This is a genomic window from Serratia sp. BFP-2025 (assembly GCF_050880365.1).
Classification (GTDB): Bacteria; Pseudomonadota; Gammaproteobacteria; order Enterobacterales; family Enterobacteriaceae; genus Serratia; species Serratia surfactantfaciens.
This window is the reverse complement of sequence record NZ_JBPAFV010000001.1, coordinates 2,874,833-2,890,054: the sequence shown is the minus strand read 5'-3', so window position 1 is coordinate 2,890,054 and position 15,222 is coordinate 2,874,833. Positions and strand designations below refer to the sequence as shown.

Below are 15,222 nucleotides of genomic sequence, written 5' to 3'. Positions count from 1 at the left end.
CCGACGCGTTACTTCAACGCATCCAGCGCCAGGTTCAGCTTCAGTACGTTGACCACCGATTCTCCCATGAAGTTGGGCGTGGCCCGATCGACGTTGTCGTCGATCAGTTTGGCGACCTGCTCCGGCGGCAGATGGCGCGCCGCCGCGACCCGCGCCAGCTGATACTGTGCGGCGGCGATCGAAATCTGCGGATCCAACCCGCTGCCGGAGGCGGTCAGCAGATCCACCGGGATCGGGCCGCTCATCGCCGGATTGGCCTGGCGCAGCTGCGCCGCGCGTTCGGCGATAGCCTTATCCAGCGCCGGGTTGGTGGCCGCCAGGTTGCTGCCGGCAGAGGCCAGTGGATTATAGGCCGAATCACCGGTGGCCGAAGGACGGCCCCAGAAATAGTCGGCGCGCGTGAAGTTCTGGCCGATCAGCGCGGAGCCGACCGCCTTGTCATCCCGGTACAGCAGCGAACCGTTGGCCGCGCCCGGAAACAGCAGCTGCGCCAGCCCGGTGGTCAGCAGCGGATAGGCGATGCCGGTGATCAGCGTCAGCAGGATCAGCATCACCAGCGCAGGTCGTAAATAAGTCATGTTCATTTCCCTCAATGGTTAACCGGCGACGTGCAGCGCGACCAGGATCAGGTCGATCAGTTTGATGCCGATGAACGGCACCAGCAGACCGCCGACCCCATACAACCACAGGTTGCGGCGCAGCAGGGCCGCGGCGCTCATCGGTTTGTAGCTCACCCCTTTCAGCGCCAGCGGGATCAGGAACACGATCACCAGAGCGTTGAAGATCACCGCCGACATGATGGCGGAGGCCGGGGAGTGCAGGTGCATCACGTTCAGCGCGTTCAGCTGCGGATAGGTGGCCGCGAACGCCGCCGGAATGATGGCGAAGTATTTGGCCACGTCGTTGGCGATGCTGAAGGTGGTCAGCGAGCCGCGCGTCATCAGCATTTGCTTGCCGATGTGTACCACTTCGATCAGCTTGGTCGGGTTGGAATCCAGATCGACCATGTTGCCCGCCTCTTTGGCGGCCTGGGTGCCGGAGTTCATCGCCACCGCCACATCGGCCTGCGCCAGCGCCGGGGCGTCGTTGGTGCCGTCGCCGGTCATCGCCACCAGGCGGCCTTCCGCCTGATACTGGCGGATCAGCGCCAGCTTGGCTTCCGGCGTGGCTTCCGACAGGAAGTCGTCCACCCCGGCTTCGGCGGCGATCGCCGCTGCGGTCAGCGGGTTATCGCCGGTGATCATCACCGTTTTGATGCCCATCTTGCGCAGCTCATTGAAGCGCTCCTTGATGCCGCCCTTGACGATATCCTTCAACGCCACCACGCCCAGCACCCGTGCGCCTTCCGCCACCACCAGCGGCGTGCCGCCGGTGCGCGCCACGCTTTCCACCAGATCGTCCACCGCCCGCGGGAAGTGCCCCTGATTGGATTCGACGTGGCGGCGAATGGCGTCCACTGCGCCTTTACGGATCATACGCTCCTGCACGTTGACGCCGCTCATGCGGGTCTGGGCGGAGAAGGGCACGAAGGTGGCATTCAGCGCCTGCAGATCGCGTTCGCGCAGGTTAAAACGCTGTTTGGCCAGCACCACGATGCTGCGGCCTTCCGGCGTTTCGTCCGCCAGCGAGGCCAGTTGCGCGGCGTCCGCCAGTTCCTGTTCTTTCACGCCCGGCGCCGGCAAAAACTCTGAGGCCTGACGGTTGCCCAGCGTGATGGTGCCGGTTTTATCCAGCAGCAGCACGTCCACGTCGCCGGCGGCTTCCACCGCGCGCCCGCTGGTGGCGATCACGTTGGCGCCGAGCATGCGGCTCATCCCGGCCACGCCAATGGCGGACAGCAGGCCGCCGATGGTGGTGGGGATCAGGCAGACCAGCAGCGCGACCAGCACGGTGATGGTGACCACGCTGCCGCTGCCGGCCGCTTCGACGCTGTACTGCGAGAACGGGAACAGGGTGGCGGTGGCCAGCACGAACACGATGGTCAACGCCACCAGCAGAATGGTCAGCGCGATCTCGTTCGGCGTTTTGCGGCGCTTGGCGCCCTCCACCATGGCGATCATGCGATCGAGGAACGTTTCCCCCGGATTGACGCTGCACTGCACCACCAGCCAGTCGGACAGCACGCGGGTGCCGCCGGTGACCGAGGAGAAGTCGCCGCCGGACTCGCGGATCACCGGCGCGGATTCGCCGGTGATGGCGCTTTCATCCACCGAAGCGCCGCCTTCCAGCACCTCGCCGTCGCATGGGATGGTGTCACCGGCTTCCACCAGCACGATATCGCCTTTGCGCAGGCTCTCGGCGGCCACTTTCTCCGTGGCACCGTCGCGGCGCGGGCCAGCCAGCTTTTTCGCCCAGCTGGTTTTCTTGGTGCCCTTCAGGCTTTCCGCCTGGGCCTTGCTGCGGCCTTCGGCCAGCGCTTCGGCGAAGTTGGCGAACAGCACGGTGAACCACAGCCACAGGGAGACGCTGCCGGTAAAGGCGGCGGCGCCGTCGGTCTGGCCGGTGAGGATCGCCAGCCAGATGGCGGTGGTCAGAATGCTGCCGATATACACCACGAACATCACCGGATTGCGCCATTGAACGCGAGGGTCCAGTTTTTTCAGCGCATCGATCAGCGCGGTGCGCACCAGAGCCGGTTCAAACAGCGCGCGTTGTTTGCGAGTCATCTCTTATTCTCTCTCTGTGACGTCGGTTAGTTTGCCAACCAAAGTTGCAAATGCTCGGCCACCGGGCCCAGCGCCAGCGCCGGCACGAAGGTCAGCGCCCCCACCAGCAGCACGGTGCCGATCAGCAGGCCGATGAACAGCGGCCCATAGGTCGGCAGGGTGCCGTTGCCCGCCGGCTGGCGTTGCTTGGCGCTCAGTGAACCGGCGATCGCCAGCACCGGCAGGATCACCCCGAAGCGGCCGACGAACATGGCGAAGGCCAGCAGCAGGTTGTAGAACGGCGTATTGACGCTCAACCCGGCGAAGGCGCTGCCGTTGTTGTTGGCGGCGGAAGACAGGGCGTACAGCACTTCGCTGAAGCCGTGAGCGCCCGGGTTGAGAATGCCGGCGCGGCCCGCGTCGGTGCCGATGGCCAGCGCACTGCCCAGCAACACCAGCGTCGGCGTGACCAGGATCGCCAACGCGGTCATCTTCATGTCATAGACGTCGATTTTCTTGCCCAGGTATTCCGGGGTGCGGCCGATCATCAGACCGGCGATAAACACCGTCAGCATCACGAACAGCAGCATGCCGTACAGACCGGAGCCGACGCCGCCGAACACCACTTCACCGATCTGCATCAGCCACATCGGCACCATGCCGCCCAGCGCGGTGAAGGAGTCGTGCATGGCGTTGACCGCCCCGCAGGACGCGGCGGTGGTCACCACCGAGAACAGGCTGGTGGCGAGAATGCCGAAGCGCGACTCTTTGCCTTCCATATTGATGTTGCTGTCGGCGCCCAGTGCGCTCAGGTGCGGGTTGCCCGCCAGCTCGGCATACATCACCACCACCACCGCCACCACGAAGATCAGCGCCATCGCCCAGATCAGCGCATGGCCCTGGCGGTTTTCACCGGCCAGTTGGCCGAAGGAGAAGCACAGCGCGCAGGGGATCAGGAAGATGGCCAGCATCTGCACGAAGTTGGTCAACACGGTCGGGTTTTCGAACGGATGCGCCGAGTTGGCGCCGAAGAAGCCGCCGCCGTTGGTGCCGAGCATCTTGATCGCTTCCTGCGAGGCCACCGGCCCCATTGGCAGCGTCTGCTGCGCGCCTTCCAGCGTGGTGACGTGCAGGTAAGGCAGGAAGTTTTGCAGCGTGCCCTGGCTGACGAAGAACAGGGCGATCAGCAGCGCGATCGGCAGCAGCACGTACAGCGTGATGCGGAACAGATCGGCCCAGGCGTTGCCGACGGTCTTGCCGGCGCGGCGGGTAAAGGCGCGGATCAGCGCAAAGGCCACGGCGATGCCGGTGGCGGCAGAGACGAAGTTCTGCACCGCCAGCCCGGCCATTTGGCTGAAATAACTGAGGGCGCTTTCGCCGCTGTAGGCCTGCCAGTTGGTGTTGGTGACGAAGCTGACGGCGGTGTTGAGCGCCAGATCCCAGGAGAGGCCCGGGAAGCCTTGCGGGTTGAGCGGCAGCGAGCCCTGCGTCATCAGCAAGGCGAACAGCAGCGCCAGGCCGAGCAGGTTGAACGCCAGGATCGCCAGCGCGTACTGCCACCAGTTCATCTCGGTGGCGCGAATGCCGCAGGCACGCCAGACGCCGGCTTCCACCCCGCGTAGCGCAGGCAGCGGCTCACCTTCGATCAGGCGCGCCATAAAGCCGCCCAGCGGCCGGGCCAGCAGCAGAAGCACCAGCAGGAAGCTGGCGATCAGTAAAAAGGCTGAAGCCGCCATCAGAAATCCTCCGCGTTAAACAAGGCGTAGACCAGATAGGCCAACAGCAGCAGAACCAACAGCGCACCACCAATAACGCTGAAACTCACGGGACACCTCCAGAGGTGTTGTTTTTGATAGAGGCAGTGTAGGGAGAGGGGTAGAAAGAAGATGAAAAAATCGCGCGGGCGGGTGTAAAAAAAGTATAAAAATGGCTGAAATTTCAGCGGAAATTAGGCGTTTCAGGCATCAGGCTCGCGGTGAGATTGCGCCTGATGCCTGAATGAGAACGGGCAGAGGCGGGAGATAACGAACCAGGAAATAACCACAATGTAACCCATGTTTAGTTAAAAATTAACTTGGCTGTAACAAAATTACGAATCACTGAGGTGATTAGCGATTTTTTGTGCGATTTAGTGGTCGGATGAGTAGTAAACTTTCATCAAGTGCGCTAAAATTTTGCTCAGTTACCAAATTACCGATTGTTCATTTGATACGCCGACGCCGTTTTCCCTGACAAATCAACGGCAGGCGTTTTTAAGGAGGTTCGCATGTCTACTACCTATCACGCTTATTCACTGCATCGGATTCTCCTGCGCCGCAGCGCAGTAGTCATCGCGGGCATTTTGGCCCTGCCGGTGATGCTGTTCCGCAGCGATCGCGGGCGTTTTTACAGCTACCTGCACCGCGTCTGGTCAAAAACCAGCGACAAGCCGGTCTGGCTGCAGCAGGCGGAATTGGCGTCCTGCGATTTCTACTGAGTCACTGCCGACTCACGAAAAACCCTCGCCCTGCGGCGGGGGTTTTTTTATGCCTCTGGCCGCCCCTATCAAGCGCAAGGTCGTATTCGGCAAGCCGTTCTTCTACACTTTCCTCATCGGCCAACAACACGGGAGAGAGGTATGAGCGACAAGATCCCTATCGGCATCAGCGCCTGTTTACTGGGCGAGACGGTGCGTTTCGACGGCGGCCACAAGCGGCTGGCCTTTGCGGTGGAACAGTTGGCGCCCTATGTGCGCTTTGAGCCCGTTTGCCCGGAAATGGCGATCGGCCTGCCGACGCCGCGCCCGGCGCTGCGCCTGGTGAAGCAGGCTCAGCCCTGGCCGGCGATGCGTTACAGCAATGACGCGAGCGTGGATCTGACCGAGGAGATGCGCCGCTTCTCCGCACAGCGCGTGGCGGCGCTGCAGCATCTGTGCGGCTATATCGTCTGCGCCAAGTCGCCGAGCTGCGGCCTGGAGCGAGTGCGGGTCTACAGCGAAAACGGCAAGGACTCGCGTAAAAACGGCGTCGGGCTGTTTACCGCTGAACTGCTGCGTCAGATGCCGTGGCTGCCGGTGGAAGAAGACGGACGATTGCAGGATGCGGCACTGCGGGAAAACTTCATTGAACGGGTGTACGCGCTGTACGAGCTGAATATGCTGTGGCGTCAGGGGCTGACCCGCGGCGGGCTGATCGCGTTTCACAGCCGCTACAAGCTTTCACTGCTGGCGCATTCGCAGCCGGCGTATCGCGAGCTGGGGCGCTTCGTCGCCGATATTCACCGCTGGGACTCGTTGGAAGCCTTCGCTGTGGAATACCGCAGCCGCCTGATGGCGCTGTTGGCGCACAAGGCGACGCGCCGCAACCACACCAACGTGTTGATGCACGTGCAGGGCTATTTCCGCCGTCAGCTCAGCGCGGCGCAACGCCAGGAGCTGGCGCACCTGATCGACCGTTATCGGCAGGGCATGCAGCCGCTGTTGGCGCCGATCGCGCTGCTTAAACATTACATGGCGGAATACCCCGACCGCTATCTGGCGGAACAACGCTATTTCGAACCTTACCCGGAGGCGCTGCGTTTGCGTTACGGCCATTGATTGACAAGGAGTTTTATGACCACTCATCTGGTCTGGTTGCGTAACGATCTGCGTATCACCGACAACAAAGCGCTGCACGCTGCCTGCAGCGATCCCGAAGCCCGAGTGTTGGCGGTGTTTATCGCCACCCCGCAGCAGTGGCGGCAACATGAGATGGCGCCGCGGCAGGCGGCGCTGATCCATGCCAGCCTGCGGGCGGTGCAGCAGGCGCTGGCGCAAAAAGGCATTGCGTTGCATTGCCATGCCGGCACGGATTTTGCCGCTTCGATCGACTGGCTGGCGGACTATTGCCGGCGGGAGCAGGTGGATGCGCTGTTTTACAATCGCCAGTACGAACTGAATGAACAGCGACGCGATGCGCGGCTGGAGCTGCAGTTGAATGGACGGGTAACGTGCCACGGTTTTGATGACAGCCTGCTGTTGCCACCGGGCAGCGTGCAAACCGGCGGCGGGGAGATGTACAAGGTCTATACGCCGTTTCGCAACGCCTTCATTCATCGCCTGACCGAGTCCGATCTCAACTGCTTGCCGGCACCGAAAACCCGTGCCGGTGGCGCGTTGCCTGTGCCTGAGGCGCCAGCGGCGTTCGATTACCCTACGGCAGACATCGGGGATGGCTATCCCGCCGGCGAGGAGGCCGCGCTGCAGCGGCTGCGCGCCTTTTGCCGCGAGCAGGTGCAGGATTACCTTCGCCAGCGCGATCTGCCGGCCCTCGCCGGTACCAGCAGCCTGTCGCCCTATCTGGCGATCGGCGCGCTGTCGCCGCGCCAGTGCTTCAACCGCCTGCGTGCCGAATGCCCGCAGTTGCTGGAAGATCGCGAGAGCGGTGCCTTCGCCTGGCTCAACGAGCTGATTTGGCGCGAGTTCTACCGCCATCTGCTGGTGGCCTATCCCGAGCTGTGCCGCCATCGGCCGTTTATCGCCTGGACGGACAAGGTGCGCTGGTGCGATGACGCGGAGAAACTGCAGGCCTGGCAGCGGGGCGAGACCGGTTACCCGATCGTCGATGCCGCCATGCGCCAGCTGAACACCACCGGCTGGATGCACAACCGGCTGCGCATGATCAGCGCCAGTTTCCTGGTGAAGGACCTGCTGATCGACTGGCGGGCCGGTGAGCGTTATTTCATGTCGCAATTGCTGGACGGCGATCTGGCGGCCAACAACGGCGGCTGGCAGTGGGCGGCTTCCACCGGCACCGACGCCGCGCCGTATTTCCGCATCTTCAACCCGACAACGCAGGGTGAACGTTTTGATCCACAAGGCACTTTTATCCGTAAATGGTTGCCGGAACTGGCGGATGTGCCCGACAATGACATCCATCATCCTCACCGTTGGGCGGAAAAGCAGCCATGCGTGCTGAATTACCCGCTGCCGATCGTCGATCATAAGCAAGCCCGTCTGGAGACGCTGGCGGCGTTCGAGGCGGCGAAACGGGGAGAGTCTTGAGGCAACTGCAAGGAGCGACGCAATGATGAAAAAGGTGTTGGCCCTGTGCCTGAGCGGCTATTCCGCGCTGGCGATCGCCGGCTTTGACGTGGTGGCGCTGGGCGTCGATGGCGGCGTCAGCGACGGCAACCTGACTTCCTACCTGATCCGCAGCGACAATCAGCCGCAGTATGTGGCGCTGGACGCCGGTTCGCTGCTGCCGGGCATCGCCAAAGGGCTGGAGAAGGGCAGCTTCCCGCAGGTGACGCCCGAGCTGGCCGCGCCTTATACGCCGCAGGGCTATGTGTTCCGGCAGTTGATCGGCAGCTACTTTATCAGCCACGGCCATCTGGACCACGTGGCGGGGCTGATCGTCGGCTCGCCGGAAGACAATAAAAAAACCGTTTACGCCCAGGCGGACACCGTGCTGACCTTGCGTAATCACTACTTTAACTGGAAGGCCTGGCCGAACTTTACCGACGCCGGCAACGGCGCGCGGCTGGGCACCTACCGGCTGCAAACGGTGCGGCCGCAGCAGCGGTTTACCCTCGGCCTGACCGGGTTGACCGGCGTGATGTACCCGCTCAGCCACGATCGCTACCCGTCGTCGATGCTGCTGATTTCCAACGGCAACGAGTTCTTCGCCTATTTCGGCGATACCGGGCCGGATAAGGTGGAGCAGTCGCGCGATCTCGATACCGTCTGGCGCACGCTGGGGCCGCTTGTCGAGCAGAAAAAGCTCAAAGGCATGATTATCGAAACCTCTTATCCCAACGGGGTTGAGGACAAACATCTGTACGGCCATTTGACGCCGGCCTGGCTGCTGAAGGAGCTGAAGAACCTGACGCAGTACAGCGGCGGCGAAGGCTCGCTGAACGGTCTGCCGGTGGTCATCAGCCACATCAAGCCCAGCCTGAAGCAGGGCGAAGACGCGCGCGCCGCCATTGCGCAGCAGCTGGCGCAGGGCAACGATCTGGGGGTGAAATTCATCCTGATGGCGCAGGGCGACCGACAGACATTTTGACTATGAAGAGAGAAGAGAATGCGTAACCTCGATCTGGAACAACTGATCAACACGGAACTGAACGCTGCGGCGTTTCAGGACTACGCCCCCAACGGTTTGCAGGTAGAGGGGCGTGCGCATGTACAGCGCATCGTGACCGGCGTCACCGCCTGTCAGGCGCTGCTGGACGCCGCGGTGGCGCATCAGGCCGACGCGATTATCGTACACCACGGCTATTTCTGGAAAAACGAGGCGCCGGCGGTACGCGGCATGAAACGCAATCGCCTGAAAACGTTGCTGACCCACGACATCAACCTGTACGGCTATCATTTGCCGCTGGACGCGCATCCGGTGCTGGGCAACAACGCGCAGCTGGCGCAGGCGTTGGGCATTCGGGTGATTGGCGAAGTCGAGCCGCTGGTGCCGCACGGCGAATTTGAACAGCCGCTGACCGGCGAAGCGCTGCAGCAGCGTATCGAAAGCCGGCTGGGGCGCGCGGTGTTGCACTGCGGCGATAACGCGCCTGAGCACATTCGCCGGGTGGCCTGGTGCACCGGCGGCGGCCAGGGCTTTATCGACAGCGCGGCGCGCTTTGGCGTCGATGCTTTTATCAGCGGTGAAGTCTCTGAGCAGACCATCCACAGCGCGCGCGAAATGGGCGTTCACTTCTTCGCCGCCGGCCACCACGCCACCGAGCGCGGCGGCGTGAAAGCGTTGGGAGAGTGGCTGGCTCAGTACCACGGCTTTGATGTGACCTTTATCGATATCCCGAATCCCGCCTGATTTCTTCTTCCCCGGATCCAGCCCGGCCTGTGCGCCGGCTGAATCCTTTTACCGCGCTATTTCCTTATTTTCCCTATGGTTGCGTTCTATTGACAGCCGGGGCCGCGTCACGCATAACTGGTGTGTTTTTCATCGCGATAATAATAAGGAGAATAAGGGTGCAACAAGCACGATGTTACCTGTTGGGTGAAAGAGCGGTGGTGCTTGAACTGTCGCCGCCGGTGACGCTGCCCAGCCAGCGGCGCATTTGGGCGTTGGCGGAAAAGCTGAATCACCATCCCGACGTGCGGGAAGTGGTGCCGGGGATGAATAACCTGACGCTGTTGCTGCATACGCCGCAGGCCGATGCCGAAGCGATGCTGGCATTGCTGCAGCAGGGGTGGGAGAGCAAAGAGAGCCTGACGCCGGAATCGCGTCAGGTGGATATTCCGGTTATCTACGGCGGGAAACAGGGCCCCGACCTGGATGAGGTGGCGCGTCATACCGGCATGACGCCGCAACAGGTGGTGGAATGCCACGCGGCGGCGGCCTATGTGGTCTATTTCCTCGGCTTTCAGCCGGGCTTCTCCTATTTGGGCGGCATGCCGGAACAACTGGCGACGCCGCGCCGCGCTGAACCGCGTCTGGCGGTGGCGGCCGGCTCCGTCGGCATCGGTGGCAGCCAGACCGGCATCTATCCGCTGGTGACGCCCGGTGGCTGGCAGCTGATTGGCCGCACGCCGCTGGCGCTGTTCAATCCGCATGAAATGCCGCCGACGTTGCTGCGCCCGGGCGATAACGTACGCTTCGTGCCACAGAAGGAGGGCGTATGCTGATTATTCTGCGTGCCGGCATCTATACCACGGTGCAGGATTTGGGCCGCGAGGGATTCCGCCGTCTGGGCATCAGCACCGGCGGAGCGCTGGATCAACCGGCGCTGAAGATAGCCAACCTGCTGGTGGGCAATACGCCGGAGGCCGCCGGGCTGGAGATCACCCTCGGCCAGTTCAGCGCCGAGTTTACCCGCTCTGGCTGGATCGCCCTGACCGGCGCCGGCTGCGACGCGCAGCTGGACGGCAAACCGCTGTGGACCGGCTGGCGCTATCCGGTGAGAAAGGGGCAGCGGCTGGCGCTGGGCACGCCGAAACGCGGCATGCGCAGCTACCTGGCGATCTCCGGCGGCATCGCCGTGCCGGAAATGCTGGGCTCGCGCAGCACCGATATGAAAGCCGCCTTTGGCGGATGCGAGGGGCGTAATCTGAAGGACGGCGACCGGTTGCCGCTCGGCAAATCTGCCGCTCAACCGCAGCATTCCTGCGGCGTGAAGCAACTGCTGTTCACCAATCGCATCCGCGCGTTGCCGGGGCCGGAGTACGCCGAATTCAGCGAAGAGGCACAGGAGACGTTCTGGCGCGCCGCCTGGCAGCTCAGCCCGCAGAGCAACCGCATGGGTTACCGTCTGCACGGCGGCACGCCGCTGGAGCGCACCACCGACCGCGAGATGCTGTCGCACGGCCTGTTGCCCGGCGTGGTGCAGGTGCCGCACAACGGCCAGCCGATCGTGCTGATGGCCGATGCGCAAACCACCGGCGGTTACCCGCGTATTGCCTGCGTGATCGAAGCCGATCTCTACCATTTGGCGCAGATCCGACTCGGCGAACCGATTCACTTCGTTCTCTGCTCACTGGCGGAGGCGCAGCGCGCCAAGGCCGAGCAGGATCTCTTCCTTCGACAGATTGCCTGGGGGTTACATGATCGTTGATTTGAACGCCGATCTCGGCGAAGGCTGCGCCAACGACCAGGCGCTGCTGCAATTGGTGAGCTCGGCCAACATCGCCTGCGGCTTCCACGCCGGCGATGCGCAGACCATGCGTCAGTCGGTGCGCTGGGCATTGGAGTACGGCGTGGCGATCGGCGCCCACCCGAGTTTTCCCGATCGGGAGAACTTCGGCCGCACCCGCATGCAGCTGCCGCCGGAAACGGTGTACTCGCAGGTGGTGTATCAGCTCGGGGCGCTGGCGGCTATCGCCCGCGCCGAGGGCGGGGTGATGGTGCACGTCAAGCCGCACGGCATGCTGTACAACCAGGCGGCGGTTGAGCCGGCGCTGGCGGAAGCGATCGCCCGGGCGGTGCAGGCGGTCGATCCGGCGCTGCGGCTGGTGGGGCTGGCCGGCAGCGAGCTGATCCGCGCCGGGGAAAAGCTCGGTCTGACCACCCGGCAGGAGGTGTTCGCCGACCGCGGCTACCAGGCAGATGGCACACTGGTGCCGCGCGGCTTGCCGGGGGCGCTTATCGAGGACGACGAACAGGCGCTGGCGCAAACGCTGGAGATGGTGCGCCATCACCGGGTGCGCAGCGTGGATGGCGTCTGGACCGCGGTTCAGGCGGAAACCGTCTGCCTGCATGGGGATGGCGAGCATGCGCTGGCGTATGCGCGCAGGCTGCGGGACAGTTTTGTTCAGCAGGGGATCCGCGTCAGCGCGGAGCAGTAAAGCAGTAAAGCAAGACACAACATCACAAGCAAAAAACTATTAGAAAATATCGAGGGAAGACTATGGAACAGGCCGTGAATCTCTGGCCACTGATCGGCATCGCCGCTATCGTGGTCGGGTTTGTATTGCGTTTCAACCCGGTGCTGGTGGTCATCGCCGCCGGCATCATCACCGGTCTGGCGGCGCTGATGCCGCTGGACGTCATTCTGGAAAAGCTCGGCGAAGGCTTTCTCAACACCCGTAACCTGCCGCTGATCCTGCTGCTGCCGCTGGCGGTGATCGGCCTGCTGGAGCGCCACGGGTTGAAAGAGCGGGCGCAGGCGTGGATCGCCAAGATCAAAAGCGCCACCGCCGGCCGGCTGCTGATCGTGTACCTGTTCGTGCGCGAGATTACTGCGGCGATGGGCTTGACCAGCCTGGGCGGGCACCCGCAGATGGTGCGGCCACTGCTGGCGCCGATGGCGGAAGGGGCGACGGAAAACCGCTACGGCGAGCTGCCGGAGCGCACTCGCCACCGCCTGCGCGCCATGTCGGCCGCCACCGACAACGTCGGGCTGTTCTTCGGCGAAGATATCTTCGTGGCCTTCGGCGCGATCATCTTCATGCACAACTTTATGCTGGAGTCCGGCGGCATTCAGACCGAGCCATTGCATATCGCGCTGTGGGGCATTCCGACCGCCATTTTCGCTTTCCTGATCCACGCTTTCCGGCTGTATCGGATGGATAAACAGCTGAGCGCCGAGCTGGCGCAGCTGAATCAGGCGGCGCTGCAGGCGAAGGGGGAAGCACGATGAACTTCCAGCAACAATATCTCTACTGGCTGGCCGGCGCGGTGCTGCTGATTGTGGCGGTGATGTCCTTCCGCGATCGCGCCAACCCGCGCCGCATCACCACCGGGCTATTTTGGGGGCTGTACGGCCTGGTGTTCCTGGTCGGCGACTGGACTTACCGCCTGCTGGGCGATGTGCTCGGCGAAGGCAGCAACGAGAAACGCATGCTGCACATCATCGTTGGCGTGGTGGTGGTGGTGATGGCCCTGATCGCCGGCTTCGGCGGCGTGCGCCTCGGCAGCTATCATCAGCGAACGCCGCAGGAGCGCGAGGCCAGCGCCAAGCGGTTGGGCAACAGGCTGTTTATCCCCGCCCTGGCGATCCCGGTGGTGACGGTGATCGGCGTGCTGCTGTTCAACAACATTCCGGCGTTGCAAAGCGCAGTGTTCGGCAGCGGTAACCACGCGACGCTGATCACGCTGTTCTCGATGACCGTCGGCTGCCTGATTGGCCTGGCGATCGCGGTGAAAATGACCCATGAGAAGGCGTTGCAGCCGGTGCAGGAAGCGCGGCGCCTGCTGGATTCGATCGGCTGGGCGTTCATTCTGCCGCAGATCCTCGCCACGCTGGGCCTGCTGTTTACCGTCGCCGGCGTCGGCACCGCGATCTCGCATTTAACCCAGGAGTATCTGGCGGTGGATAACCGCTTTATCGCCGTGGCGGTCTACGCTATCGGTATGGCGGTGCTGACCATGGTGATGGGCAACGCCTTCGCCGCGTTCCCGATCGTCACCGCCGGCATCGGCATTCCGATCCTGGTGCTGCAACACGGCGGCAACCCGGCGGTGATGGCGGCGATCGGCATGTTCTCCGGCTATTGCGGCACCCTGATGACGCCGATGGCGGCGAACTTCAACATTGTGCCGGCGGCGCTGCTGGAGCTGCCGGACAAGAATGCGGTGATCAAGGCGCAGGTGCCGACCGGCGTGCTGCTACTGCTGGTTAACGTGTTCCTGCTGTATTTCCTGATGTTCCTGTAGGAGTAAGGATGCAAAAAGTATTGATTACCGGCTTCGAGCCGTTTGGCGGTGAGCGCCTCAACCCTTCCTGGGAAGTGGTGAAGCAGCTCAACGATCTGGAACTGGTCGGTACGCGCATTGTGGCGCGCCAGCTGCCGTGCGTGTTCGGTGCGGCGCTGGAGGCGCTCAACGCGGCGATCGATGAGGTGCAGCCGCTGATGGTGTTGGCTGTCGGCCAGGCCGGCGGCCGCACCGATATCACGATTGAGCGGGTGGCGATCAACGTCGACGATGCGCGCATTCCCGACAATCAGGGGCAGCAGCCGGTGGACGAGCCGATCGTCGCCGGCGGCCCGGCGGCCTATTTCAGCACTTTGCCGATCAAGGCGATGGTCAGTTCGATGCGCGAGGCCGGCATTCCGGCCTCCGTTTCGCAGACCGCCGGCACCTACGTGTGCAACCATGTCATGTATGGCTTGTTGCACCGGCTGAGCGGCCAGCGCGAGGTGAAGGGTGGGTTTATTCATATCCCGTACCTGCCGGAACAGGCGGCGGCGCACCCCGGCGCGCCGAGCATGGCGGCCTCGACGGTGCTGTTTGCGCTGGAGCTGGCCGTTTCCATCGCTTTGCAGGTGGAGCACGATCTGAAAGTGGCGGGCGGTGCAACGCATTAAGCCTGATAATCCCCGGCGCATCGGGCTGCGCCGGGTCTATGTAAGGAGTGGTCTATGCCGGAAGGACCGGAGATTCGCCGGGCGGCGGACAAACTGGCGGCGGCGGTGATCGATCAGCCGCTGACCGCCGTCGATTTCGCTTTTCCTCAGCTGAAACATTATCGCCAGCGTTTGCTCGGCGAGCGCATCGTCGCCATCGAGCCGCGCGGCAAGGCGCTGTTGACCCACTTTTCCAACGGGCTGACGATGTACAGCCATAACCAGCTGTACGGCGTGTGGAAAGTGGCGGCGGCGGGGGAGACGCCGGACACCAAGCGCGATCTGCGGGTGCGGCTGGAAACCGCCCACCGCGCGATATTGCTCTACAGCGCTTCCGATATTACCGTCGGGCCGCGTGAGGAAATAGAGCAACACCCGTTTTTGCAACGCATCGGCCCCGATGTGTTGGACATGTCGCTGACGGTAGACGATGTGGCGGAGCGGTTGCTGACGCCGCGTTTTCGTCGCAGGCAACTGAGCGGCATGCTGCTCGATCAGGCGTTTCTTGCCGGATTGGGCAACTATCTGCGCGCCGAAATCCTGTGGCAGGCCGAACTGGCGCCGCAGCACAAACCGCAGGATCTGACGCCAGAGGCGCTGCGCCACCTGGCGGAGGCATTGTTGGCGGTGCCGCGTCTTTCCTACCAGACGCGCGGGCAGGCGGATGACAACCGTCATCACGGCGCGCTGTTTCGCTTCAAGGTGTTTCATCGCAGCGGCGAGCCGTGCGAACGCTGCGGTGGGATGATCGTGCGCACCGAGCTGTCGTCGCGGCCGTTCTATTGGTGCCCGGGCTGCCAGAAATAGCCAAAAAAAACG

16 protein-coding genes are annotated in these 15,222 nt (G+C 63.2%); 12 read left to right on the top strand and 4 right to left on the bottom strand.

Annotated elements, in window-relative coordinates; genetic code table 11:
* Positions 1-8: 8 nt before the first annotated feature.
* The 4 genes from kdpC to ACRAWE_RS13850 are packed head-to-tail and all read right to left on the bottom strand — an operon-like array spanning position 9 to position 4,470.
* Positions 9-578 (bottom strand): potassium-transporting ATPase subunit KdpC, encoded by a 570-nt coding sequence (kdpC, locus tag ACRAWE_RS13865; RefSeq protein ID WP_025160037.1) that lies wholly within the window; start codon positions 576-578, stop codon positions 9-11.
* A gap of 18 nt (positions 579-596) precedes the next feature.
* Positions 597-2,666, bottom strand: a complete 2,070-nt coding sequence (kdpB, locus tag ACRAWE_RS13860; protein ID WP_019454048.1) for a potassium-transporting ATPase subunit KdpB — start codon at positions 2,664-2,666, stop codon at positions 597-599.
* 26 nt (positions 2,667-2,692) lie between these two features.
* Positions 2,693-4,381 carry a potassium-transporting ATPase subunit KdpA gene (gene kdpA / locus ACRAWE_RS13855; protein ID WP_019454047.1) on the bottom strand — a complete coding sequence of 563 codons (1,689 nt, stop codon included), beginning with the start codon at positions 4,379-4,381 and terminating at the stop codon, positions 2,693-2,695.
* Positions 4,381-4,470: a K(+)-transporting ATPase subunit F gene (locus ACRAWE_RS13850; protein WP_016928742.1), complete on the bottom strand. Its 90-nt coding sequence runs from the start codon at positions 4,468-4,470 to the stop codon at positions 4,381-4,383. Before ACRAWE_RS13850 ends, kdpA begins: the two co-directional genes overlap by 1 nt.
* A 441-nt stretch (positions 4,471-4,911) precedes the next feature.
* Here ACRAWE_RS13850 and ACRAWE_RS13845 point away from each other — a divergent pair, with 441 nt between their 5' ends.
* The 12 genes from ACRAWE_RS13845 (at position 4,912) to nei (ending at position 15,210) form a co-directional block, all read left to right on the top strand.
* A complete protein-coding gene (locus tag ACRAWE_RS13845) occupies positions 4,912-5,121 on the top strand; it encodes a YbfA family protein (RefSeq protein WP_004939916.1) in 210 nt (69 codons plus the stop codon).
* Between the two features lie 141 nt (positions 5,122-5,262).
* A complete protein-coding gene (locus ACRAWE_RS13840; protein WP_063918902.1) occupies positions 5,263-6,219 on the top strand; it encodes a YbgA family protein in 957 nt (318 codons plus the stop codon).
* 15 nt (positions 6,220-6,234) lie between these two features.
* Positions 6,235-7,665: a deoxyribodipyrimidine photo-lyase gene (gene phrB / locus ACRAWE_RS13835; RefSeq protein WP_432525492.1), complete on the top strand. Its 1,431-nt coding sequence runs from the start codon at positions 6,235-6,237 to the stop codon at positions 7,663-7,665.
* A gap of 22 nt (positions 7,666-7,687) precedes the next feature.
* Positions 7,688-8,668, top strand: a complete 981-nt coding sequence (locus ACRAWE_RS13830; RefSeq protein ID WP_211129761.1) for an MBL fold metallo-hydrolase — start codon at positions 7,688-7,690, stop codon at positions 8,666-8,668.
* An 18-nt stretch (positions 8,669-8,686) separates the two neighbouring features.
* Positions 8,687-9,430 carry a type 2 GTP cyclohydrolase I gene (locus ACRAWE_RS13825; protein ID WP_063918905.1) on the top strand — a complete coding sequence of 248 codons (744 nt, stop codon included), beginning with the start codon at positions 8,687-8,689 and terminating at the stop codon, positions 9,428-9,430.
* Between the two features lie 158 nt (positions 9,431-9,588).
* Positions 9,589-10,245: a 5-oxoprolinase subunit PxpB gene (pxpB, locus tag ACRAWE_RS13820; protein WP_432525491.1), complete on the top strand. Its 657-nt coding sequence runs from the start codon at positions 9,589-9,591 to the stop codon at positions 10,243-10,245.
* Positions 10,239-11,171, top strand: coding sequence for a 5-oxoprolinase subunit PxpC (pxpC, locus tag ACRAWE_RS13815; protein WP_063918906.1), 933 nt, complete (start codon positions 10,239-10,241; stop codon positions 11,169-11,171). The genes pxpB and pxpC overlap by 7 nt, the downstream gene beginning before the upstream one ends.
* Positions 11,161-11,901, top strand: a complete 741-nt coding sequence (gene pxpA / locus ACRAWE_RS13810) for a 5-oxoprolinase subunit PxpA (protein WP_063918907.1) — start codon at positions 11,161-11,163, stop codon at positions 11,899-11,901. Before pxpC ends, pxpA begins: the two co-directional genes overlap by 11 nt.
* 62 nt (positions 11,902-11,963) lie before the next feature.
* On the top strand, positions 11,964-12,695 hold the full coding sequence (locus ACRAWE_RS13805) for a DUF969 domain-containing protein (protein ID WP_016928734.1): 732 nt from the start codon (positions 11,964-11,966) through the stop codon (positions 12,693-12,695).
* Positions 12,692-13,711, top strand: a complete 1,020-nt coding sequence (locus tag ACRAWE_RS13800) for a DUF979 domain-containing protein (protein WP_019454039.1) — start codon at positions 12,692-12,694, stop codon at positions 13,709-13,711. The genes ACRAWE_RS13805 and ACRAWE_RS13800 overlap by 4 nt, the downstream gene beginning before the upstream one ends.
* A gap of 8 nt (positions 13,712-13,719) precedes the next feature.
* Positions 13,720-14,364 carry a pyroglutamyl-peptidase I gene (gene pcp / locus ACRAWE_RS13795; RefSeq protein ID WP_019454038.1) on the top strand — a complete coding sequence of 215 codons (645 nt, stop codon included), beginning with the start codon at positions 13,720-13,722 and terminating at the stop codon, positions 14,362-14,364.
* Positions 14,365-14,418: 54 nt separating this feature from the next.
* Positions 14,419-15,210, top strand: a complete 792-nt coding sequence (gene nei / locus ACRAWE_RS13790; protein WP_432525490.1) for an endonuclease VIII — start codon at positions 14,419-14,421, stop codon at positions 15,208-15,210.
* Positions 15,211-15,222 lie beyond the last annotated feature (12 nt).